This window comes from Streptomyces sp. NPDC091280, assembly GCF_044768565.1.
Classification (GTDB): Bacteria; Actinomycetota; Actinomycetes; order Streptomycetales; family Streptomycetaceae; genus Streptomyces.
In genome coordinates this window covers 277760-295900 of sequence record NZ_JBIVUZ010000013.1, presented here as the reverse complement: position 1 = coordinate 295900, position 18141 = coordinate 277760, and the positions used below count along the sequence as shown (strand labels likewise).

Here is an 18141-nt window from a genome sequence, read left to right as displayed (position 1 = left end):
AGCAGAAGCTGATCAGCGAGCTGACCGTCAGGATCCACAGACGCCGGCGGGTGTAGGAGTACTTCTCCCGGTCCGTGGGCGGCAGCGGCAGCAGTCCCAGCGCGGGAGCGTCACCTCGCCCGGCCTTCCGCCGCCCGCCGCTCTGTCGCGCGGCACGACGGCCCCCGGTCCGCACCGGACCCACTGAACTCATGAAGAAAACCACCCGTGGCCTGATCGGCCTGTCAATCCCCGCCGGTGCTCGGCCTCCCCTGTCGAACCGCTGGCCGAGCTGCGAAAGAATATACGAGAGGTTGTGAAACAGGTAAGAGACGGACAGAGGCTTACGTCCGCTATGTCCATAAACGCCGGACATCTTTATCGAAAAGCTACGTAACCAACAGGTTTCACGTCCGAGATTTCGGGCACAAGCCTCTAATCCCCTTCAGTACCCGCTCCCGCCGACAGCGTCCGCCGGTTCCGCGCCTCCTTGTTCCGCGCGGCCAGCAGCCCGTCCGCCGGATACGCGACCTCCTCCAGCGTCAGCCCGTGCGGCCGTACGACATGCACGGCACTGTCCCGCACCCCCGCGTCCAGCACCTTCCGCGGCCACTCGGCACCCCGGTGCCCGTCGCCGACGAACAGCAGCGCGCCGACCATGGACCGCACCTGGTTGTGGCAGAAGGCGTCCGCGCGCACCTCGATCTCGACGACACCGTCCTCCCGCCGCCGCACCCCGAAGTCGAGGATCTCCCGGATCGTCGTCGCCCCCTCGCGCTTCTTCGCGTAGGCGGCGAAATCGTGCTCCCCCACCAGTGACCCGGCGGCGGTGTCCATCGCCTCGACGTCCAACTCCCAGTCGTGCCACAGCACATGGTTCCGCAGCAACGGGTCCACTCCCCCCGGCCGGTCCCCGACCCGGTAGACGTAGCGCCGCCACAGCGCCGCGAACCGCGCGTCGAACCCGACGGGAGCCTCCGCCAGCGACCACACCCGCACATCCCTCGGCAGCCGCCCGGCCAGCCGCTTCAGCAGCTTCTCCCGGTGCTCGGCCCAGAGCGGGACCGGCAGATCGACATGAGCCACCTGCCCCCGGGCATGCACCCCGGCATCCGTCCGCCCGGCCACGGTCAGGTCGTACGTCACGTCCCCCGCCCGCGTCACGGTCCGCAACGCGTCCTCGACCTCCCCCTGCACGGTCCGCCGCCCCCCGGCCTGCTTGGCCCACCCGGAGAACGCGGTCCCGTCGTAGGAGAGATCGAGCCGGACACGGACATGACCGGACGCTACGTCATCACTCACACCGAGATCCTTTCAGGTACACAAAAGCGGGCCCGCCCCTCGAAAGGAACGGACCCGCCAACACGCCCGCTTTTTGGGGCGCGGGACTGCACTGATATGCGGCTACCGCCGCGCGAGCGCGACCAGCCACGACGGCGGGTCGGCCAAAAACGGTGTTACGCGTCCTTGGTCTCTTCGTCGGCCTCGACCTCGGCCGGCTTCGTGTCCTCGACGACCTCGGCCGGAGCCGCAGCCTCGGCGTCCTTCGCCGCACGCTTCGTCGCGGCCTCGGCCTCACCCGTCGCGGCCTGCGCGACAGTCAGCGCCTCGACCAGCTCGATGACAGCCATGGGCGCGTTGTCGCCACGACGGTTACCGATCTTGGTGATACGGGTGTAGCCACCGGGACGGTTCTCGTAGCGCGGGCCGATCTCGGTGAAGAGCGTGTGGACGACGCTCTTGTCCGTGATCACCTGGAGCACCTGACGGCGGTTGTGAAGGTCGCCCTTCTTCGCCTTGGTGACCAGCCGCTCGGCGTACGGCCGCAGCTTGCGGGCCTTCGCCTCGGTGGTGGTGATACGGCCGTGCTCGAAGAGCGACTTCGCGAGGTTCGCGATGAGCAGCTTCTCGTGCGCGGCGCTGCCGCCCAGACGGGCACCCTTGGTGGGCTTCGGCATTTCTTTCTCCTTGGTATCTGCCCCGGCCGTATGAGGTACCGGAGTCAGGACCCGGTGAGCGGACGCTCACCGGCAACAACCGATCAGTACTGCTCGGTCTCCACGAAACCCGCGTCCATGTCGTCGTCGGCACCGAAGGCGTCGGCGGCGGCGGTCGGGTCGAATCCGGGCGGGCTGTCCTTCAGGGCCAGGCCCATGCCGGCCAGCTTCGCCTTGACCTCGTCGATGGACTTCGCGCCGAAGTTGCGGATGTCCAGGAGGTCGGCCTCGGAACGAGCCACGAGCTCACCCACGGAGTGGATGCCCTCGCGCTTGAGGCAGTTGTAGGAGCGGACGGTGAGTTCCAGCTCCTCGATCGGCAGGGCGAGGTCGGCGGCCAGGGCGGCGTCCGTGGGGGACGGGCCCATGTCGATGCCCTCGGCGTCGATGTTCAGCTCGCGCGCGAGACCGAACAGCTCCACCAGGGTCTTGCCGGCCGACGCCATCGCGTCACGGGGACGCATCGCCTGCTTGGTCTCGACGTCGACGATCAGCTTGTCGAAGTCGGTGCGCTGCTCGACACGCGTCGCCTCGACCTTGTACGTCACCTTCAGCACCGGCGAGTAGATCGAGTCGACCGGGATCCGGCCGATCTCCTGACCCACCTGCTTGTTCTGCACGGCGGAGACGTAGCCGCGGCCACGCTCGACCGTGAGCTCCATCTCCAGCTTGCCCTTGCCGTTCAGCGTGGCGAGGACCAGGTCGGGGTTGTGCACCTCGACACCGGCCGGGGGCGCGATGTCGGCGGCGGTGACCAGACCCGGGCCCTGCTTGCGCAGGTACATCACGACCGGCTCGTCGTGCTCGGACGACACGACGAGCTGCTTGATGTTGAGGATCAGGTCGGTGACGTCCTCCTTGACGCCCGGCACGGTGGTGAACTCGTGCAGGACACCGTCGATCCGGATGCTGGTGACAGCGGCTCCGGGGATCGAGGAGAGGAGCGTACGGCGGAGGGAGTTGCCGAGGGTGTAGCCGAAGCCGGGCTCCAGCGGCTCGATCACGAACCGGGAACGGAACTCGTCAACGACCTCTTCGGTCAGAGACGGACGCTGAGCGATCAGCATGAGGTGATTCCTTCAGTCATGGACACCCACTATTTGATGTCCTGCTGCTACTGCAAGGGTACGGGCGATACGCCTCCGAAGAGCCGTACCGCCCGAAAGCCCAGAACTACCGGCCGTGCGTCAGACGCGGCGGCGCTTCGGCGGACGGCAGCCGTTGTGCGGGGTGGGGGTGACGTCCTGGATGGAGCCGACCTCAAGACCGGTGGCCTGGAGGGAGCGGATCGCGGTCTCGCGACCGGAGCCCGGGCCCTTCACGAAGACGTCGACCTTGCGCATGCCGTGCTCCTGCGCGCGACGGGCGGCCGACTCGGCGGCCATCTGCGCGGCGAAGGGGGTGGACTTGCGCGAGCCCTTGAAGCCGACGTGGCCGGCGGAGGCCCAGGAGATCACGTTGCCCGAGGGGTCCGTGATCGAGACGATCGTGTTGTTGAACGTGCTCTTGATGTGCGCGTGGCCGTGAGCGACGTTCTTCTTTTCCTTGCGGCGCACCTTCTTGGCAGCGCCCTGACGACCCTTGGGGGGCATCTATTACTCCTACGGGGAGGTGGTCGGTCCTACAGCGAAGACCGCTGGTGAAGCGTTGTCCGCTGCGGACTACTTCTTGCCGGGCTTCTTCTTGCCGGCGATGGCGCGACGCGGACCCTTGCGGGTACGAGCGTTCGTGCTGGTGCGCTGACCGCGGACGGGCAGACCACGACGGTGGCGAAGACCCTGGTAGCAGCCGATCTCCACCTTGCGGCGGATGTCGGCCTGGATCTCGCGACGGAGGTCACCCTCGGTCTTGATGTTGGCGTCGACGTACTCGCGGATCGCGACGAGCTGCTCTTCCGAGAGATCGCGAACGCGGGTGTTGGGGTCGATGCCGGTCTCGGCCAGCGTCAGCTGGGAAAGGGTCCGACCAATGCCGAACACGTAGGTGAGGGCGACCTCCACGCGCTTTTCGCGCGGGATGTCGACACCGGAAACGCGTGCCATTCAATGGCTCCAGTTGATCTTCGGAGGTCTTCCACAGAACCGGATCCCGCCCGCCGGCCCCTTCTTTCGAAGAGTTGGTACGAACCGGGTCCCCGGCCTCCGAGCCGGGGGTGTCGGACGAGCTGCTGCCCGTCCGGGTCCTGCGTATGAACAAATTCAGCTCGCGTCGCGCGAATCTCTGCGATGTCGATGCAGAGGGATCGGTCGATCGTGCGTCAGCCCTGGCGCTGCTTGTGGCGCGGGTTCTCGCAGATGACCATGACCCGACCGTGACGGCGGATCACCCTGCACTTGTCGCAGATCTTCTTGACGCTCGGCTTGACCTTCATGAGATTGAGGTTCTCCGAGTCAGAGGGATCTACTTGTAGCGGTAGACGATCCGGCCACGCGTGAGGTCGTACGGAGACAGCTCCACCACGACCCGGTCGTCAGGGAGGATACGGATGTAGTGCATACGCATCTTGCCGCTGATGTGTGCCAGGACCTGGTGGCCGTTCTGGAGCTCGACCTTGAACATGGCGTTCGGAAGAGACTCGACGACAGTGCCCTCGATCTCGATGGCACCTTGCTTCTTGGCCACGCTTCGCCCTTCGAATCGACTACCTTGATCGACTCAGTGCGCCCCCGCACGGGGTACGTGCGGGATGCATGCGGACATGCGGGTGCACGAGAGCCGACGAGTCAGTCTACGTCAGGGCCCTCGGAAAGACGAATCGAGGAAGGATGCCCCACCTGCATGATCGTTAAGCAAGGGGATCCGGCGCGGCCGTGATCCCGAACTCGGCCAGCTTCGCCCGGCCCCCGTCGGGAGAGGTGAGCACCAGCGGCCCCTCCTCGGTCAGCGCGACCGAGTGCTCCCAGTGCGAGGACCAGGTGCCGTCCGTGGTGATGACCGTCCAGTCGTCCGAGAGGACCTCGGTCTTCGGCGTACCGAGCGACACCATCGGCTCGATCGCCAGGCAGAAACCGGGGATCAGCTTCGGCCCCTTGCCCCGCCGCTTCTCCACGTAGTTCAGCAGATGCGGGTCCATGTGCATCTCGGTACCGATGCCGTGGCCGCCGTAGTCCTCGACGATCCCGTACTTGCCGCCGCCGGGCTTCGGCTGGCGGCGGATGTACGTCTCGATGGCGCGGGAGATGTCGACCAGGCGGTTGCCGAGCTTCATCGCGGCGATGCCCGCCCACATCGACCCCTCGGTCACCCGGGACAGCTCGATGAGTTCCGGGGCGTGGCCGGAGCCGACGAAGGCGGTGTACGCGGCGTCGCCGTGCCAGCCGTCGATGATCGCGCCGCAGTCGATGGAGATGATGTCGCCGTCCTTGAGGACCACCTCGTCGGAGGGGATGCCGTGGACGACGACCTCGTTCACCGAGGTGCAGATGGTGGCCGGGAAGCCGCCGTAGCCCAGGAAGTTGGGCTTGGCGTTGTGGTCGGCGAGGACCTTGCGGGCCACCTCGTCCAGATCCTTCGTGCTCGCGCCGGGGACGGCCGCCTCACGCGTGGCCGCGTGGATCGCGGCGACGACCAGCCCCGCCTCGCGCATCTTGGCGATCTGCTCGGGGGTCTTGATCTGCACCATGGGGGCCTGCGCTCTCCGTCTTCCGCGTCACGTGGGAATGGCCGTACAAGAAACGGCTGTACACAACAGTACGGCCGCGACGCCCCTGGGGGCACCGCGGCCGGAACTGGTGGGCGACTACTTGTCGTCGTCGCCGTCGTCGTCGCGCTTCAGCGCGTCCAGCGCGCGCTGGGTGATCTCGTCCACCGGGCCGAGCGAGGAGATCGTGACCACCAGGCCCTGGGCCTTGTAGTAGTCGATGATCGGCTCGGTCTGCGTGTGGTAGACCTCCAGCCGGGTGCGGACCGTGTCCTCGGAGTCGTCGTCGCGCTGGTACAGCTCGCCGCCGCAGACGTCACAGACGCCGTCCTGCTTGGCCGGGCTGTACGTCACGTGGAAGACGTGACTGGAGTCCTTCCGGCAGATGCGGCGGCCGGCGATGCGCTTGACCACCTCGTCCTCGGAGACCTCCAGGTCCAGCACCGCGTCCAGCTGGATGCCCTCGGTCGTCAGCAGCTCGTCCAGCGCCTCGGCCTGCGACACATTGCGCGGGAAGCCGTCCAGCAGGAAGCCGCCGACGGCGTCCGGCTGCTCCATGCGGTCCTTGGCCATCGCGATGGTGACCTCGTCCGGGACCAGGTTGCCCGCGTCCATGTAGGACTTCGCCAGTTTGCCGAGTTCCGTGGCCTGACTGATGTTGGCACGGAAGAGATCGCCGGTGGAGATGTGCGGGATGTGCAGCGTCTTGGCCAGTCGCACAGCCTGCGTTCCCTTACCGGCGCCCGGCGGCCCGACGAGGACGATTCGCATCAGCGGAGGAACCCTTCGTAATTGCGCTGCTGGAGCTGGCTCTCGATCTGCTTCACCGTCTCAAGACCGACACCCACGATGATGAGGATGCTGGTCCCGCCGAAGGGGAAGTTGCCGCTTGCGTTGAAGCCGACCAACGCCATCGTCGGTACGAGAGCGATCAGACCCAGATACAGCGAACCCGGCCAGGTGATCCGGTTGAGTACGTAGCTCAGGTACTCAGCGGTGGGCCGGCCAGCCCGGATGCCCGGGATGAAGCCACCATACTTCTTCATGTTGTCGGCGACTTCCTCGGGGTTGAACGAGATCGCCACGTAGAAGAACGCGAAGAAAACGATCAGGAGGAAGTAGCTGACCAGGTAGATCGGGTGGTCGCCCTTGGTCAGGTTCTGTGTCACCCAGTTCTTCCAGGCGGAGTTGCCGCTGGAGAACTGCGCGACCAGGGCCGGGATGTAGAGCAGCGAGGACGCGAAGATGACGGGAATCACACCCGCCTGATTGACCTTCAGCGGGATGTAGGTCGACGTACCGCCGTAGGAACGGCGGCCGATCATGCGCTTCGCGTACTGGACCGGGATGCGGCGCTGGGCCTGTTCGACGAAGACCACCAGGCCGACCATGACCAGGCCGACGAGGATAACGGTGCCGAACTCGATCCAGCCGTCGGCCAGCGTGCCCTGCTTCTTGATGGCCCACAGCGCGGAGGGGAAGGTGGCCGCGATCGAGATGAACATCAGGATCGACATGCCGTTGCCGATGCCGCGGTCGGTGATGAGCTCGCCGAGCCACATCACGACGCCGGTGCCGGCGGTCATGGTGACGACCATGGTGATCGTGGTGAAGATGGCACGGTCCGGGACGATGTTCGTCGCGACCGTGCAGCCGGAGAAGAGGGCGCCACTGCGGGCGGTGGCCACCAGGCCGGTGCCCTGGAGGATGGCGAGCGCCACGGTCAGATAGCGCGTGTACTGCGTGATCTTCGCCGTACCGGCCTGGCCCTCCTTCTTGAGGGCTTCCAGACGCGGGATCACCACGGTCAGCAGCTGCAGAATGATGCTCGCCGTGATGTACGGCATGATGCCGAGCGCGAAGACCGTGATCTGCAGCAGCGCACCGCCGGAGAACATGTTGACCAGACCGAAGAGGCCCTGGTTGCCGGAGGCCTCGGTCACACACTGCTGTACGGCCGTGTAGTTGACGCCGGGGATCGGGACGTGGGTACCGACCCGGTAGACCACGATGATGCCCAGCGTGAAGAGCAGCTTCTTGCGCAGGTCGGGCGTCCTGAACGCCCGGGCGAACGCGGTGAGCACGGTGCCTCCTGCGACCCCCGCGCCAGTGCGTCAAGGGTGACGGTCTTGAGGTTCGACGAATACGGAAGAGAACAGTGCAGGCCACCTTACCGGCGACGCTGCCCCCGTGGAACGACCAACCGGGGATACCCCGTTATGGGGTATCCCCGGTCGGGATCGTTTACGTCATCGCGCTCAGACGAGCTCGGTGACAGTACCGCCGGCGGCGGTGATCTTCTCCTTGGCGGAGCCGGAGACGGCGTCCACCGTCACCTGCAGCGCCACCGAGATCTCGCCCTGGCCGAGGACCTTGACGAGGCTGTTCTTGCGCACCGCGCCGTTGGCGACGAGACCCTCTACGGTGACCTCGCCACCCTCCGGGTACAGGGCCGCCAGCTTGTCGAGGTTCACGACCTGGTACTCGGTCTTGAACGGGTTGCGGAAGCCCTTCAGCTTCGGGAGACGCATGTGGAGGGGCATCTGGCCACCCTCGAAGCGCTCCGGAACCTGGTAGCGGGCCTTCGTGCCCTTGGTACCACGACCGGCCGTCTTACCCTTCGACGCCTCACCACGACCCACACGGGTCTTGGCGGTCTTGGCGCCGGGGGCGGGACGGAGGTTGTGGATCTTGAGCGGGTTGTTCTCCGCCATGATCAGTCGACCTCCTCAACCGTCACGAGGTGGCGGACGGTGTGCACCATGCCGCGGAACTCGGGGCGGTCCTCCTTGACGACCACGGTGTTGATGCCCTTGAGACCAAGGGACCGCAGTGTGTCACGGTGGTTCTGCTTGCTGCCGATGTACGACTTCGTCTGCGTGACCTTGAGGCGAGCCATTACGCACCCGCCCCGGCACGCGCACGCAGCAGGGCCGCGGGGGCGACGTCCTCAAGGGGCAGACCGCGGCGGGCCGCGATCTCCTCGGGACGCTGCAGGCCCTTGAGGGCCGCCACGGTCGCGTGCACGATGTTGATCGCGTTGGACGAGCCGAGCGACTTCGACAGGATGTCGTGCACGCCGGCGCACTCCAGGACGGCTCGCACCGGACCACCGGCGATGACGCCGGTACCGGGGGAAGCAGGCTTGAGCAGGACGACGCCCGCGGCCTTCTCGCCCGTGATCGGGTGCGGGATGGTGCCCTGGATACGGGGGACCTTGAAGAAGTGCTTCTTGGCCTCCTCAACACCCTTGGCGATGGCGGCCGGCACCTCCTTGGCCTTGCCGTAACCGACACCCACGGTGCCGTCACCGTCGCCCACCACGACCAGCGCGGTGAAGCTGAAGCGACGACCACCCTTGACAACCTTGGCGACGCGGTTGATCGCGACTACGCGCTCAACGTACGCGGTCTTCTCGGCGGCAGCAGCGCCGCCGTCACGGCCCTTCCGGTCCCGCCGCTCGCCGCCACCGGCACCGCTTCCACGGCGCTGGGGTCCAGCCATTGGATTACCTCTCTCTTTCCGCTAGCTACGGAAGCGACTAGAACTTCAGTCCGGCTTCGCGGGCGGCGTCCGCCAGGGCGGCGATGCGCCCCGCGTACTGATTGCCACCGCGGTCGAATACGACAGCCTCGACACCGGCGGCCTTGGCGCGCTCGGCGACCAGGGCGCCGACCGACTTGGCCTGCGCGGACTTGTCGCTCTCGCCGCCGCGGATCGAGGTGTCCAGGGTCGACGCCGACGCCAGGGTGTGACCCTTGATGTCGTCGATGACCTGGGCCACGATGTGGCGGTTGGAGCGGGTCACGACCAGGCGCGGACGCTCAGCCGTACCGGAAATGTGCTTCCGGATGCGGATGTGACGACGCTTGATGGCAGCACGCTTGTAAGCGTCGCCCTTAGCGATCTTCGTACCGTATGCCATGGCTTACTTACCCGCCTTTCCGACCTTGCGCCGGATGACTTCGCCCTCGTACTTGACGCCCTTGGCCTTGTACGGGTCGGGCTTGCGCAGCTTGCGGATGTTGGCCGCAACCTCGCCGACCTTCTGCTTGTCGATGCCCTCGACCGAGAAGTGCGTCGGGTTCTCGACCTTGAACGAGATACCCTCGGGCGCCTCGACCGTGATCGGGTGGCTGTAGCCGAGCGCGAACTCCAGGTTCGATCCCTTGGCCGCCACGCGGTAACCGACACCGCTGATTTCGAGCTTCTTCACGTAACCCTCGGTCACGCCGGTGATCATGTTCGCCACCAGCGTGCGGGACAGGCCGTGCAGGGCCTTGTTCTGACGCTCGTCGTTGGGGCGGGTGACGTTGAGAACGCCGTCCTCACCCTTGGCGATGTCGATCGGCGAAGCGACGGTGTGGGTCAGGGTGCCCTTGGGGCCCTTGACCGAGACCGTACGGCCGTCGATGGTGACGTCCACGCCGGCGGGAACCGTGATGGGGAGCTTGCCAATACGCGACATAGCTTCTTCCGATTCCTTTCCGCTACCAGACGTAGGCGAGGACTTCTCCGCCTACGCCCTTCTTGCCGGCCTGCTTGTCGGTGAGGAGACCGTGCGACGTGGAGATGATCGCCACGCCGAGGCCACCGAGCACCTTGGGCAGGGAGGTGGACTTCGCGTACACCCGGAGACCGGGCTTGGAGATCCGCTTGATGCCCGCGATGGAGCGCTCACGGTTCGGGCCGAACTTCAGCTCAAGGACGAGGTTCTTGCCGACCTCGGCGTCCTCGACCTTCCAGCCCGTGATGAAGCCCTCCTGCTGGAGGATCTCCGCGATGTGAGACTTGATCTTGGACGCCGGCATCGTCACGGAGTCGTGGTATGCCGAGTTCGCGTTTCGCAGACGCGTAAGCATGTCTGCGATCGGATCAGTCATGGTCATGAATTGGCCTTCGGCCTCTCTCGCCGGGGTTTCCAGGTGCCCATCCCTCTCCTCGATCCGAGACGAGGCGGGTGCGGTGCGGTGGACCTACGGCGTAGTAAGTCGTATGGGCGGCAATCAGGCGCCCAACCCCCCTAGCCTAAGCCATGGAGGGGTGGGCACCTGACCGTGCCCTCTGCTTACCGAGAGCTTCGGGAGTCCGGAACTACCGGACTACCAGGAGCTCTTGGTCACGCCCGGCAGCTCGCCACGGTGAGCCATCTCACGAAGGCACACGCGGCAGAGGCCGAACTTGCGGTACACGGAGTGCGGACGGCCGCAGCGCTGGCAGCGGGTGTAGCCACGCACACCGAACTTGGGCTTACGAGCAGCCTTGGCAATCAGAGCCTTCTTCGCCATCTCGCTTACGCCTCCTTGAAGGGGAAGCCGAGGTGACGGAGAAGGGCACGGCCTTCGGCGTCGTTGGTCGCCGTGGTCACCACGGTGATGTCCATACCCCGGACGCGGTCGATCTTGTCCTGGTCGATCTCGTGGAACATGACCTGCTCGGTGAGACCGAAGGTGTAGTTGCCACGACCGTCGAACTGCTTGGGAGACAGACCGCGGAAGTCGCGGATGCGCGGGAGCGCGAGCGACAGGGTGCGGTCCAGGAACTCCCACATACGGTCGCCACGGAGCGTGACGTGGGCACCGATCGGCTGACCCTCGCGCAGCTTGAACTGCGCGATGGACTTGCGGGCCTTGGTGATGGCCGGCTTCTGACCGGTGATCGTGGTCAGGTCACGGACGGCACCGTCCATGAGCTTGGAGTCACGGGCGGCGTCGCCGACACCCATGTTGACCACGATCTTGACGAGGCCGGGGATCTGCATGACGTTCTCGTAGGAGAACTCTTCCTGCAGCTTGCCCGCGATCTCCTCGCGGTACTTCGTCTTGAGACGCGGAGTGGTGGTGGTAGTCATCAGATGTCCTCACCCGTCCGCTTGGCAACGCGGATCTTGTTGCCCTCGTCGTCGAAGCGGTAGCCGACGCGCGTGACGACCTTGTTGCCGTCCTTCTCAACGACCAGCTGGACGTTGGAGACGTGGATCGGCGCCTCGGTCGTGACGATGCCACCGGCCTGCGAGCCCTTGGCGGTGGGGCCGGCCTTGGTGTGCTTCTTGACCCGGTTGACACCCTCGACCAGGACGCGCTCGTCGCGCGGGTAAGCGGCAATGACCTTGCCCTGCTTGCCCTTGTCCTTGCCGGTGATGACCTGAACCGTGTCACCCTTCTTGATCTTCATGCTTACAGCACCTCCGGAGCCAGCGAGATGATCTTCATGAACTTCTTCTCGCGCAGCTCACGCCCGACCGGGCCGAAGATGCGGGTGCCGCGAGGGTCGCCGTCGTTCTTCAGAATGACGGCGGCGTTCTCGTCGAAGCGGATGTACGAGCCGTCCGGACGACGGCGCTCCTTCACGGTGCGAACGATGACGGCCTTGACGACGTCACCCTTCTTCACGTTGCCACCGGGGATCGCGTCCTTGACGGTGGCGACGATGACGTCACCGATGCCCGCGTAGCGGCGACCGGAGCCACCGAGCACACGGATGCAAAGGATTTCCTTCGCACCAGTGTTGTCGGCGACGCGCAGTCGCGACTCCTGCTGGATCACGTCTATCTCCTGTTTGTCTGCCGGTTCCCGGCAGGGGCCGCCTCTTCACGAGGGGAGGCCCCTGCCGAGCCTGGCGGAACTGTCCTGCGGGGGTGCCCGCAGGAGATTTACTTGGCCTTTTCGAGGATCTCGACGATGCGCCAGCGCTTCGTCGCGGACAGCGGACGCGTCTCCATGAGGAGGACGCGGTCGCCGACGCCTGCGGCGTTCTGCTCGTCGTGGGCCTTGAGCTTGTTCGTACGGCGGATGACCTTGCCGTACAGCGCGTGCTTGACGCGGTCCTCGACGGCGACGACGACGGTCTTGTCCATCTTGTCGCTGACGACGAGACCCTCACGGGTCTTGCGGAAGCCGCGGGAAGCGGTCTGCTCTTCAGTCACGTTGCTCTCGCTCATCAGGCGCTCTCCACCGTCTCGATGCCCAGCTCGCGCTCACGCATCAGGGTGTAGATCCGCGCGATGTCCTTCCGGACGGCCTTGAGCCGACCGTGGTTTTCGAGCTGACCGGTCGCCGCCTGGAAGCGGAGGTTGAACAGCTCTTCCTTGGCTTCGCGGAGCTTCGCGAGAAGCTCCTCGTCACCCAGTTCGCGCAGCTCGGACGCCTTGGTACCGGCCGACATCACGCTTCACCTGCCTCGCGCTTGACGATCCGGCACTTCATCGGCAGCTTGTGGGCTGCGCGAGTGAGGGCCTCACGGGCGATCTTCTCGTTGGGGTAGGACAGCTCGAACATGACCCGGCCCGGGTGCACGTTCGCGATCCACCACTCGGGAGAACCCTTACCGGAACCCATGCGGGTCTCGGCGGGCTTCTTCGTGAGCGGGCGGTCCGGGTAGATGTTGATCCAGACCTTGCCGCCACGCTTGATGTGGCGGGTCATCGCGATACGGGCGGCCTCGATCTGGCGGTTCGTCACGTAGGCCGGCGTGAGGGCCTGAATGCCGTACTCGCCGAACGAAACCTGCGTACCGCCCTTGGCCTGACCACGACGCTTGGGGTGGTGCTGCTTGCGGTGCTTGACCCTACGGGGGATCAGCATGTCGGTCAGGCCTCCGTTCCGGTGCTCTCAGCCGGAGCGGCAGCGGCGGCGGGAGCCTCGGCCTTGGGGGCCTCGGCAGCCGGCGCGGACTGCTGCTGCGGCTTGCGGCCGCGGCCGCCACGCTCGCCACCGCGGCCACCGCCGCGGGCCGGGCGGTCGCCGCCCGGGCCGCCACCGCGCGCCGGGCGGTTACCCGCACGGGCAGCGGCGTTCTCGGCGCGGACCTCGGCGATGTTCTTGACGTCGCCCTTGTAGATCCAGACCTTCACACCGATGCGGCCGAAGGTCGTCTTGGCCTCGAAGAAGCCGTAGTCGACGTTCGCGCGGAGCGTGTGCAGGGGCACACGGCCCTCGCGGTAGAACTCCGAGCGGGACATCTCGGCGCCGCCGAGGCGGCCACCGCACTGGATCTTGATGCCCTTGGCGCCGGCCTTCATCGCCGACTGCATGCTCTTGCGCATGGCACGGCGGAAGGAGACGCGGGAGGACAGCTGCTCGGCGACGGCCTGGGCCACCAGCTGAGCGTCCGTCTCCGGGTTCTTGACCTCAAGGATGTTCAGCTGGACCTGCTTGCCGGTCAGCTTCTCCAGGTCACCGCGGATGCGGTCGGCCTCGGCGCCGCGGCGGCCGATGACGATGCCCGGGCGAGCGGTGTGGATGTCCACACGCACACGGTCACGGGTGCGCTCGATCTCCACCTTCGAGATGCCGGCGCGCTCCATGCCGGACGTCATCATCCGACGGATGGCGACGTCTTCCTTGACGTAGTCCTTGTACAGCTTGTCGGCGTACCACCGGGACTTGAAGTCCGTGGTGATGCCGAGCCGGAACCCGTGCGGGTTAACCTTCTGGCCCATTACCGGGTTCCTTCCTTGCTGCTGACGACCACGGTGATGTGGCTGGTCCGCTTGCGGATCCGGTAGGCGCGGCCCTGGGCACGCGGACGGAACCGCTTCAGGGTCGGGCCCTCGTCGACGTACGCCTCGGAGATGAAGAGGCTGTCGGCGTCGGTGTGGTCGTAGTTGTGCGCGGCGTTGGCAATGGCGCTGTCCAGCACCTTGCCGACCGGCACGCTCGCGGCCTGCGGGGCGAAACGCAGGACCGCCTGAGCCTCCGTGGCATCCATGCCACGGATGAGGTCCACCACGCGGCGGGCCTTCATGGGCGTGACGCGGATGTACCGCGCCTGGGCCCTGGCTTCCATGGTTGTCCCTTCAGTGTTTGTCATGGTCGTTCACCCCGCGTTAGCGGCGCTTCGACTTCCGGTCGTCCTTGACGTGACCCCGGAAGGTGCGCGTCGGCGAGAACTCGCCGAGCTTGTGGCCGACCATCGACTCGGTGACAAACACCGGGATGTGGGTCTTGCCGTTGTGCACCGCGATCGTGTGGCCGAGCATGGCCGGGACGATCATCGAGCGGCGGGACCAGGTCTTGATGACGTTCTTGGAACCGGCTTCGTTCTGGGCGTCCACCTTCTTGATGAGGTGTCCGTCGACGAAGGGCCCCTTCTTGAGACTGCGCGGCATCTAAACCCGCTCCTAGCGCTTCTTGTTCGTCTTGCGGCGGCGGACGATGTACTTGTTCGAAGCCTTCTTCGGCGAACGAGTACGACCCTCCTTCTGACCCCACGGGGAGACCGGGTGGCGACCACCGGAGGTCTTGCCCTCACCACCACCGTGCGGGTGGTCGACCGGGTTCATCGCGACACCGCGGACGGTCGGGCGTACGCCCAGCCAGCGCTTGCGGCCGGCCTTGCCCCAGTTGATGTTGCTCTGCTCGGCGTTGCCGACCTCGCCGACCGTGGCGCGGCAGCGCTGGTCGACCAGGCGGATCTCACCGGAGGGCATGCGGAGGTGGGCCATGGTGCCCTCCTTCGCGAGCAGCTGCACGGAGGCACCGGCGGAGCGGGCGAACTTGGCGCCGCCACCGGGACGGAGCTCGATCGCGTGGATCGTGGTACCGACCGGGATGTTGCGGAGCGCCAGGTTGTTGCCCGGCTTGATGTCGGCCCCGGGACCGTTCTCGACGCGGTCGCCCTGCGACAGGTTGCGGGGGGCGAGGATGTAGCGCTTCTCGCCGTCCGCGTAGTGCAGCAGCGCGATGCGCGCGGTGCGGTTGGGGTCGTACTCGATGTGCGCGACCTTCGCCGGCACGCCGTCCTTGTCGTGACGACGGAAGTCGATCACTCGGTAGGCGCGCTTGTGTCCGCCACCCTGGTGGCGAACGGTCACACGACCGGCGTTGTTACGGCCGCCCTTGCTGTGCAGCGGGCGGACCAGCGACTTCTCCGGCGTGGACCGCGTGACCTCGACGAAGTCGGCGACGCTGGAGCCACGACGGCCCGGCGTAGTCGGCTTGTACTTGCGGATTCCCATTTCTCAGTCCTCGTCCGATATCGGACGATCCGACCCGCTTACGCGGCCGGACCGCCGAAGATGTCGATACGGTCGCCCTCAGCGAGGGTCACGATCGCGCGCTTGGAGCCCGCGCGCTGACCGAAACCGGTCTTGGTGCGCTTGCGCTTGCCCTGGCGGTTGATCGTGTTGACCCCGGTGACCTTGACCGAGAAGACCGCCTGGACGGCCTGCTTGATCTGGGTCTTGTTCGCGCCCGGGGCGACGATGAAGGTGTACTTGCCCTCGTCGAGGAGCGCGTAGCTCTTCTCCGAGACGACCGGCTTCAGCAGCACGTCACGGGGGTCCGTGTACGACTTGCTGATCGGCGTCTCGACGGTGTTCTTGCCTTCGGCCTCGTGGCGCTTCGCCTTGGCGACGCGCGCGGCCTTGGCGGCCTTGGCCGCCTTGGAGGCGATGCTCGGGTGACGCGTAGCCATCAGGCTTCGCTCCCTTCGGTGTCAGCGGCCTGGGGGCCAGACACGAAGGACTCGAAAGCGGCCTGGGTGAAGACCACGTCGTCCGAGACGAGAACGTCGTACGTGTTCAGCTGGCCCGGCTCCAGGATGTGGACCTGGGGCAGGTTGCGCGCGGAAAGCAGCGCGGCCTCGTCGGAGCGCTCGATGACCAGGAGCACGTTCTTGCGCTCGCTGACCTTGCCGAGGAAGCTCTTGGCGGCCTTGGTGGAGGGGGTCTCGCCCTCGATCACGCCGGTGACGACGTGGATGCGAGCGTTGCGGGCCCGGTCGGTGAGGGCGTGGCGCAGGGCCGCGGCCTTCATCTTCTTCGGGGTCCGCTGCGAGTAGTCGCGCGGCGTGGGGCCGTGCACGACACCACCGCCGGCGAACTGCGGGGCGCGGGTCGAACCCTGGCGGGCGCGGCCGGTGCCCTTCTGGCGGTAGGGCTTCTTGCCGCCACCGCGGACCTCGCCACGACGCTTGACCTTGTGCGTGCCCTGACGGGCGGCGGCCAGCTGTGCGACGACGACCTGGTGGAGCAGCGGAACGCTGATCTTCTCCACGTCGAAGATCTCGGCCGGGAGCTCGATGGTCCCGGCGGTGTCGCCGGAGGGCGACAGAATGTCAATGGTGCTCATAGTCCTCAGGCCCCCTTGGCCGCGGTGCGGACCAGGACGAGGCCGCCGTTCGGACCAGGAACCGCGCCCTTGATGAGGAGCAGGCCCTTCTCCGCGTCAACGGCGTGAACGGTCAGGTTCTGGGTGGTGACCCGCTCGTTGCCCATACGACCCGCCATGCGGAGGCCCTTGAACACACGGCCCGGGGTGGCGCAGCCACCGATGGAGCCGGGAGAGCGGTGCTTGCGCTGGGTGCCGTGTCCGGCGCCGAGGCCCTTGAAGTTGTGACGCTTCATGACACCGGCGAAGCCCTTGCCCTTGCTCTTGCCGGTCACGTCCACCTTGACGCCGGCCTCGAAGGTCGCGGCGGTGATCTCCTGGCCGAGGGTGTACTCGCCGGCGTCGGCGGTACGGATCTCGACGAGGTGGCGGCGGGGCGTGACGTCGGCCTTGGCGAAGTGGCCCTTGAGGGGCTTGTTCACCTTGCGCGGGTCGATCTCGCCGAAGGCGATCTGGACCGACTCGTAGCCGTCACGGTCGTTCGTACGGACCTGGGTCACGACGTTGGGGCCGGCCTTGACGACGGTGACCGGAACAACACGGTTGTTCTCGTCCCACACCTGCGTCATGCCGAGCTTCTCGCCCAGGATGCCCTTGATCTGCTTTGCCATCTTCAGCTCACCGACCCCTAGAGCTTGATCTCGATGTCGACACCGGCCGGGAGGTCGAGTCGCATCAGAGAGTCAACGGTCTTGGGGGTGGGGTCGAGGATGTCGATCAGGCGCTTGTGGGTGCGCATCTCGAAGTGCTCGCGAGAGTCCTTGTACTTGTGCGGCGACTTGATGACGCAGTACACGTTCTTCTCAGTGGGCAGCGGCACCGGGCCCGCGACCGACGCACCAGTGCGGGTCACCGTCTCGACGATCTTCTTCGCCGAGGAGTCGATGACCTCGTGGTCGTAGGCCTTGAGCCGGATGCGGATCTTCTGTCCCGCCATGGCTACTCAGTAGTCCTGTCTCTTCGTACGCTCTGCACCTTGGTGGGCGCTTCCGTTCTCTTCGCTTCCTCCGACCCACGCGGTCGGGTGTGTCGCGCTCTCACCGACACAGAAGTCCCATGGTCGGAACTTCCCAGTTGGGAAAGCACGGCCCTTCCGGAACCGCAAGCCGAGGGCGAAGAGGCCCACCGGGTGCCTGGCCGGCGCCGCACCACACTTCCCGAAAGATTCCCGTACGTCCGCCCCAGCGCTGCCGTTAAGGCAGTTGGGACGACGAGTACCGTGGGACTCGCTTCCGGTCCTCCCGACGGGAGGCGCGCAGCATCAACACTCGACCGAGCAACTCCGACAGTCTGCCATATGGCGCAGGCGGCTGGCCAATCGGGGCGTAGAGATTACCCCCGGAGTGACGCAGGTCAAACACGCGCGCCAGTGAACCCCTCCGGCGAGTTCACCTCCATGAACAGGAATCAAGTA

General features: G+C 66.3%; 31 protein-coding genes. All 31 read right to left on the bottom strand.

The genetic code is table 11. The annotated features are described in order from the left end of the window. Positions 1-414 precede the first annotated feature (414 nt). Positions 415-1281: a tRNA pseudouridine(38-40) synthase TruA gene (truA, locus tag ACIQPR_RS35995; protein ID WP_403657145.1), complete on the bottom strand. Its 867-nt coding sequence runs from the start codon at positions 1279-1281 to the stop codon at positions 415-417. Between the two features lie 155 nt (positions 1282-1436). Next, positions 1437-1937, bottom strand: a complete 501-nt coding sequence (rplQ, locus tag ACIQPR_RS35990; RefSeq protein WP_403657142.1) for a 50S ribosomal protein L17 — start codon at positions 1935-1937, stop codon at positions 1437-1439. An 83-nt stretch (positions 1938-2020) separates the two neighbouring features. Continuing rightward, positions 2021-3043, bottom strand: coding sequence for a DNA-directed RNA polymerase subunit alpha (locus tag ACIQPR_RS35985; protein ID WP_403657139.1), 1023 nt, complete (start codon positions 3041-3043; stop codon positions 2021-2023). A 120-nt stretch (positions 3044-3163) separates the two neighbouring features. Further along, positions 3164-3568 (bottom strand): 30S ribosomal protein S11, encoded by a 405-nt coding sequence (rpsK, locus tag ACIQPR_RS35980; RefSeq protein WP_003956432.1) that lies wholly within the window; start codon positions 3566-3568, stop codon positions 3164-3166. Between the two features lie 69 nt (positions 3569-3637). After that, on the bottom strand, positions 3638-4018 hold the full coding sequence (gene rpsM / locus ACIQPR_RS35975; RefSeq protein ID WP_019055531.1) for a 30S ribosomal protein S13: 381 nt from the start codon (positions 4016-4018) through the stop codon (positions 3638-3640). Positions 4019-4233: 215 nt separating this feature from the next. Further along, positions 4234-4347 (bottom strand): 50S ribosomal protein L36, encoded by a 114-nt coding sequence (rpmJ, locus tag ACIQPR_RS35970; RefSeq protein WP_003998809.1) that lies wholly within the window; start codon positions 4345-4347, stop codon positions 4234-4236. Between the two features lie 29 nt (positions 4348-4376). Beyond that, positions 4377-4598, bottom strand: a complete 222-nt coding sequence (gene infA / locus ACIQPR_RS35965) for a translation initiation factor IF-1 (protein ID WP_003948620.1) — start codon at positions 4596-4598, stop codon at positions 4377-4379. A 163-nt stretch (positions 4599-4761) separates the two neighbouring features. Beyond that, positions 4762-5598, bottom strand: coding sequence for a type I methionyl aminopeptidase (gene map, locus ACIQPR_RS35960; protein ID WP_403657136.1), 837 nt, complete (start codon positions 5596-5598; stop codon positions 4762-4764). A 117-nt stretch (positions 5599-5715) separates the two neighbouring features. Then, positions 5716-6387, bottom strand: coding sequence for an adenylate kinase (locus tag ACIQPR_RS35955; RefSeq protein ID WP_403657133.1), 672 nt, complete (start codon positions 6385-6387; stop codon positions 5716-5718). After that, positions 6387-7700 (bottom strand): preprotein translocase subunit SecY, encoded by a 1314-nt coding sequence (gene secY / locus ACIQPR_RS35950; RefSeq protein ID WP_403657130.1) that lies wholly within the window; start codon positions 7698-7700, stop codon positions 6387-6389. The genes ACIQPR_RS35955 and secY overlap by 1 nt, the downstream gene beginning before the upstream one ends. A gap of 174 nt (positions 7701-7874) precedes the next feature. Continuing rightward, on the bottom strand, positions 7875-8330 hold the full coding sequence (gene rplO / locus ACIQPR_RS35945; protein ID WP_019072278.1) for a 50S ribosomal protein L15: 456 nt from the start codon (positions 8328-8330) through the stop codon (positions 7875-7877). A 2-nt stretch (positions 8331-8332) separates the two neighbouring features. Continuing rightward, complete coding sequence (gene rpmD, locus ACIQPR_RS35940) at positions 8333-8515, bottom strand: 50S ribosomal protein L30 (RefSeq protein ID WP_006376032.1); 183 nt, start codon at positions 8513-8515, stop codon at positions 8333-8335. Then, on the bottom strand, positions 8515-9120 hold the full coding sequence (gene rpsE, locus ACIQPR_RS35935) for a 30S ribosomal protein S5 (protein ID WP_006376045.1): 606 nt from the start codon (positions 9118-9120) through the stop codon (positions 8515-8517). Before rpsE ends, rpmD begins: the two co-directional genes overlap by 1 nt. Before the next feature lie 37 nt (positions 9121-9157). Then, on the bottom strand, positions 9158-9541 hold the full coding sequence (rplR, locus tag ACIQPR_RS35930; protein ID WP_019055526.1) for a 50S ribosomal protein L18: 384 nt from the start codon (positions 9539-9541) through the stop codon (positions 9158-9160). Between the two features lie 3 nt (positions 9542-9544). Further along, positions 9545-10084 (bottom strand): 50S ribosomal protein L6, encoded by a 540-nt coding sequence (gene rplF / locus ACIQPR_RS35925; protein WP_403657127.1) that lies wholly within the window; start codon positions 10082-10084, stop codon positions 9545-9547. A 22-nt stretch (positions 10085-10106) separates the two neighbouring features. Continuing rightward, a complete protein-coding gene (rpsH, locus tag ACIQPR_RS35920; protein ID WP_013001411.1) occupies positions 10107-10505 on the bottom strand; it encodes a 30S ribosomal protein S8 in 399 nt (132 codons plus the stop codon). A 213-nt stretch (positions 10506-10718) separates the two neighbouring features. Continuing rightward, complete coding sequence (locus ACIQPR_RS35915; RefSeq protein WP_003948630.1) at positions 10719-10904, bottom strand: type Z 30S ribosomal protein S14; 186 nt, start codon at positions 10902-10904, stop codon at positions 10719-10721. 5 nt (positions 10905-10909) lie between these two features. Next, positions 10910-11467: a 50S ribosomal protein L5 gene (gene rplE / locus ACIQPR_RS35910; protein ID WP_403657124.1), complete on the bottom strand. Its 558-nt coding sequence runs from the start codon at positions 11465-11467 to the stop codon at positions 10910-10912. Then, a complete protein-coding gene (gene rplX, locus ACIQPR_RS35905; RefSeq protein WP_327431001.1) occupies positions 11467-11790 on the bottom strand; it encodes a 50S ribosomal protein L24 in 324 nt (107 codons plus the stop codon). The genes rplE and rplX overlap by 1 nt, the downstream gene beginning before the upstream one ends. A 2-nt stretch (positions 11791-11792) precedes the next feature. After that, positions 11793-12161, bottom strand: a complete 369-nt coding sequence (rplN, locus tag ACIQPR_RS35900; RefSeq protein ID WP_003998823.1) for a 50S ribosomal protein L14 — start codon at positions 12159-12161, stop codon at positions 11793-11795. A 107-nt stretch (positions 12162-12268) separates the two neighbouring features. Beyond that, on the bottom strand, positions 12269-12556 hold the full coding sequence (gene rpsQ / locus ACIQPR_RS35895) for a 30S ribosomal protein S17 (protein ID WP_019072282.1): 288 nt from the start codon (positions 12554-12556) through the stop codon (positions 12269-12271). Next, on the bottom strand, positions 12556-12780 hold the full coding sequence (rpmC, locus tag ACIQPR_RS35890) for a 50S ribosomal protein L29 (RefSeq protein WP_003998824.1): 225 nt from the start codon (positions 12778-12780) through the stop codon (positions 12556-12558). The genes rpsQ and rpmC overlap by 1 nt, the downstream gene beginning before the upstream one ends. Continuing rightward, the gene (rplP, locus tag ACIQPR_RS35885; RefSeq protein ID WP_010986348.1) at positions 12780-13199 is read right to left on the bottom strand and encodes a 50S ribosomal protein L16; all 420 of its coding nucleotides are present in this window, start codon (positions 13197-13199) and stop codon (positions 12780-12782) included. The genes rpmC and rplP overlap by 1 nt, the downstream gene beginning before the upstream one ends. A gap of 5 nt (positions 13200-13204) precedes the next feature. Beyond that, complete coding sequence (gene rpsC / locus ACIQPR_RS35880; protein ID WP_019072283.1) at positions 13205-14056, bottom strand: 30S ribosomal protein S3; 852 nt, start codon at positions 14054-14056, stop codon at positions 13205-13207. Continuing rightward, positions 14056-14403, bottom strand: a complete 348-nt coding sequence (rplV, locus tag ACIQPR_RS35875) for a 50S ribosomal protein L22 (protein ID WP_003974262.1) — start codon at positions 14401-14403, stop codon at positions 14056-14058. Before rplV ends, rpsC begins: the two co-directional genes overlap by 1 nt. A gap of 40 nt (positions 14404-14443) precedes the next feature. Continuing rightward, complete coding sequence (rpsS, locus tag ACIQPR_RS35870) at positions 14444-14725, bottom strand: 30S ribosomal protein S19 (protein WP_019072284.1); 282 nt, start codon at positions 14723-14725, stop codon at positions 14444-14446. Positions 14726-14737: 12 nt separating this feature from the next. Beyond that, positions 14738-15574, bottom strand: a complete 837-nt coding sequence (gene rplB, locus ACIQPR_RS35865) for a 50S ribosomal protein L2 (RefSeq protein ID WP_362018944.1) — start codon at positions 15572-15574, stop codon at positions 14738-14740. A 38-nt stretch (positions 15575-15612) separates the two neighbouring features. Further along, the gene (gene rplW, locus ACIQPR_RS35860) at positions 15613-16032 is read right to left on the bottom strand and encodes a 50S ribosomal protein L23 (RefSeq protein ID WP_019072285.1); all 420 of its coding nucleotides are present in this window, start codon (positions 16030-16032) and stop codon (positions 15613-15615) included. Beyond that, positions 16032-16688 (bottom strand): 50S ribosomal protein L4, encoded by a 657-nt coding sequence (gene rplD / locus ACIQPR_RS35855; protein WP_366324868.1) that lies wholly within the window; start codon positions 16686-16688, stop codon positions 16032-16034. Before rplD ends, rplW begins: the two co-directional genes overlap by 1 nt. Positions 16689-16693: 5 nt before the next feature. Then, the gene (gene rplC, locus ACIQPR_RS35850) at positions 16694-17338 is read right to left on the bottom strand and encodes a 50S ribosomal protein L3 (protein ID WP_403657118.1); all 645 of its coding nucleotides are present in this window, start codon (positions 17336-17338) and stop codon (positions 16694-16696) included. A gap of 17 nt (positions 17339-17355) precedes the next feature. Then, positions 17356-17664, bottom strand: a complete 309-nt coding sequence (gene rpsJ / locus ACIQPR_RS35845) for a 30S ribosomal protein S10 (protein ID WP_003948644.1) — start codon at positions 17662-17664, stop codon at positions 17356-17358. Between the last annotated feature and the right edge of the window lie 477 nt (positions 17665-18141).

Excerpts from the sequence above, each read along its gene's own strand:
- rplQ (WP_403657142.1), bottom strand. The coding sequence starts at position 1,937 with ATGCCGAAGCCCACCAAGGGTGCCCGTCTGGGCGGCAGCGCCGCGCAC.
- ACIQPR_RS35985 (WP_403657139.1), bottom strand. The coding sequence starts at position 3,043 with ATGCTGATCGCTCAGCGTCCGTCTCTGACCGAAGAGGTCGTTGACGAG.
- rpsK (WP_003956432.1), bottom strand. The coding sequence starts at position 3,568 with ATGCCCCCCAAGGGTCGTCAGGGCGCTGCCAAGAAGGTGCGCCGCAAG.
- rpsM (WP_019055531.1), bottom strand. The coding sequence starts at position 4,018 with ATGGCACGCGTTTCCGGTGTCGACATCCCGCGCGAAAAGCGCGTGGAG.
- rpmJ (WP_003998809.1), bottom strand. The coding sequence starts at position 4,347 with ATGAAGGTCAAGCCGAGCGTCAAGAAGATCTGCGACAAGTGCAGGGTG.
- map (WP_403657136.1), bottom strand. The coding sequence starts at position 5,598 with ATGGTGCAGATCAAGACCCCCGAGCAGATCGCCAAGATGCGCGAGGCG.
- ACIQPR_RS35955 (WP_403657133.1), bottom strand. The coding sequence starts at position 6,387 with ATGCGAATCGTCCTCGTCGGGCCGCCGGGCGCCGGTAAGGGAACGCAG.
- rplO (WP_019072278.1), bottom strand. The coding sequence starts at position 8,330 with ATGGCGGAGAACAACCCGCTCAAGATCCACAACCTCCGTCCCGCCCCC.
- rpmD (WP_006376032.1), bottom strand. The coding sequence starts at position 8,515 with ATGGCTCGCCTCAAGGTCACGCAGACGAAGTCGTACATCGGCAGCAAG.
- rpsE (WP_006376045.1), bottom strand. The coding sequence starts at position 9,120 with ATGGCTGGACCCCAGCGCCGTGGAAGCGGTGCCGGTGGCGGCGAGCGG.
- rplR (WP_019055526.1), bottom strand. The coding sequence starts at position 9,541 with ATGGCATACGGTACGAAGATCGCTAAGGGCGACGCTTACAAGCGTGCT.
- rplF (WP_403657127.1), bottom strand. The coding sequence starts at position 10,084 with ATGTCGCGTATTGGCAAGCTCCCCATCACGGTTCCCGCCGGCGTGGAC.
- rpsH (WP_013001411.1), bottom strand. The coding sequence starts at position 10,505 with ATGACCATGACTGATCCGATCGCAGACATGCTTACGCGTCTGCGAAAC.
- ACIQPR_RS35915 (WP_003948630.1), bottom strand. The coding sequence starts at position 10,904 with ATGGCGAAGAAGGCTCTGATTGCCAAGGCTGCTCGTAAGCCCAAGTTC.
- rplE (WP_403657124.1), bottom strand. The coding sequence starts at position 11,467 with ATGACTACCACCACCACTCCGCGTCTCAAGACGAAGTACCGCGAGGAG.
- rplX (WP_327431001.1), bottom strand. The coding sequence starts at position 11,790 with ATGAAGATCAAGAAGGGTGACACGGTTCAGGTCATCACCGGCAAGGAC.
- rpsQ (WP_019072282.1), bottom strand. The coding sequence starts at position 12,556 with ATGAGCGAGAGCAACGTGACTGAAGAGCAGACCGCTTCCCGCGGCTTC.
- rpmC (WP_003998824.1), bottom strand. The coding sequence starts at position 12,780 with ATGTCGGCCGGTACCAAGGCGTCCGAGCTGCGCGAACTGGGTGACGAG.
- rplP (WP_010986348.1), bottom strand. The coding sequence starts at position 13,199 with ATGCTGATCCCCCGTAGGGTCAAGCACCGCAAGCAGCACCACCCCAAG.
- rpsC (WP_019072283.1), bottom strand. The coding sequence starts at position 14,056 with ATGGGCCAGAAGGTTAACCCGCACGGGTTCCGGCTCGGCATCACCACG.
- rplV (WP_003974262.1), bottom strand. The coding sequence starts at position 14,403 with ATGGAAGCCAGGGCCCAGGCGCGGTACATCCGCGTCACGCCCATGAAG.
- rpsS (WP_019072284.1), bottom strand. The coding sequence starts at position 14,725 with ATGCCGCGCAGTCTCAAGAAGGGGCCCTTCGTCGACGGACACCTCATC.
- rplB (WP_362018944.1), bottom strand. The coding sequence starts at position 15,574 with ATGGGAATCCGCAAGTACAAGCCGACTACGCCGGGCCGTCGTGGCTCC.
- rplW (WP_019072285.1), bottom strand. The coding sequence starts at position 16,032 with ATGGCTACGCGTCACCCGAGCATCGCCTCCAAGGCGGCCAAGGCCGCC.
- rplD (WP_366324868.1), bottom strand. The coding sequence starts at position 16,688 with ATGAGCACCATTGACATTCTGTCGCCCTCCGGCGACACCGCCGGGACC.
- rplC (WP_403657118.1), bottom strand. The coding sequence starts at position 17,338 with ATGGCAAAGCAGATCAAGGGCATCCTGGGCGAGAAGCTCGGCATGACG.
- rpsJ (WP_003948644.1), bottom strand. The coding sequence starts at position 17,664 with ATGGCGGGACAGAAGATCCGCATCCGGCTCAAGGCCTACGACCACGAG.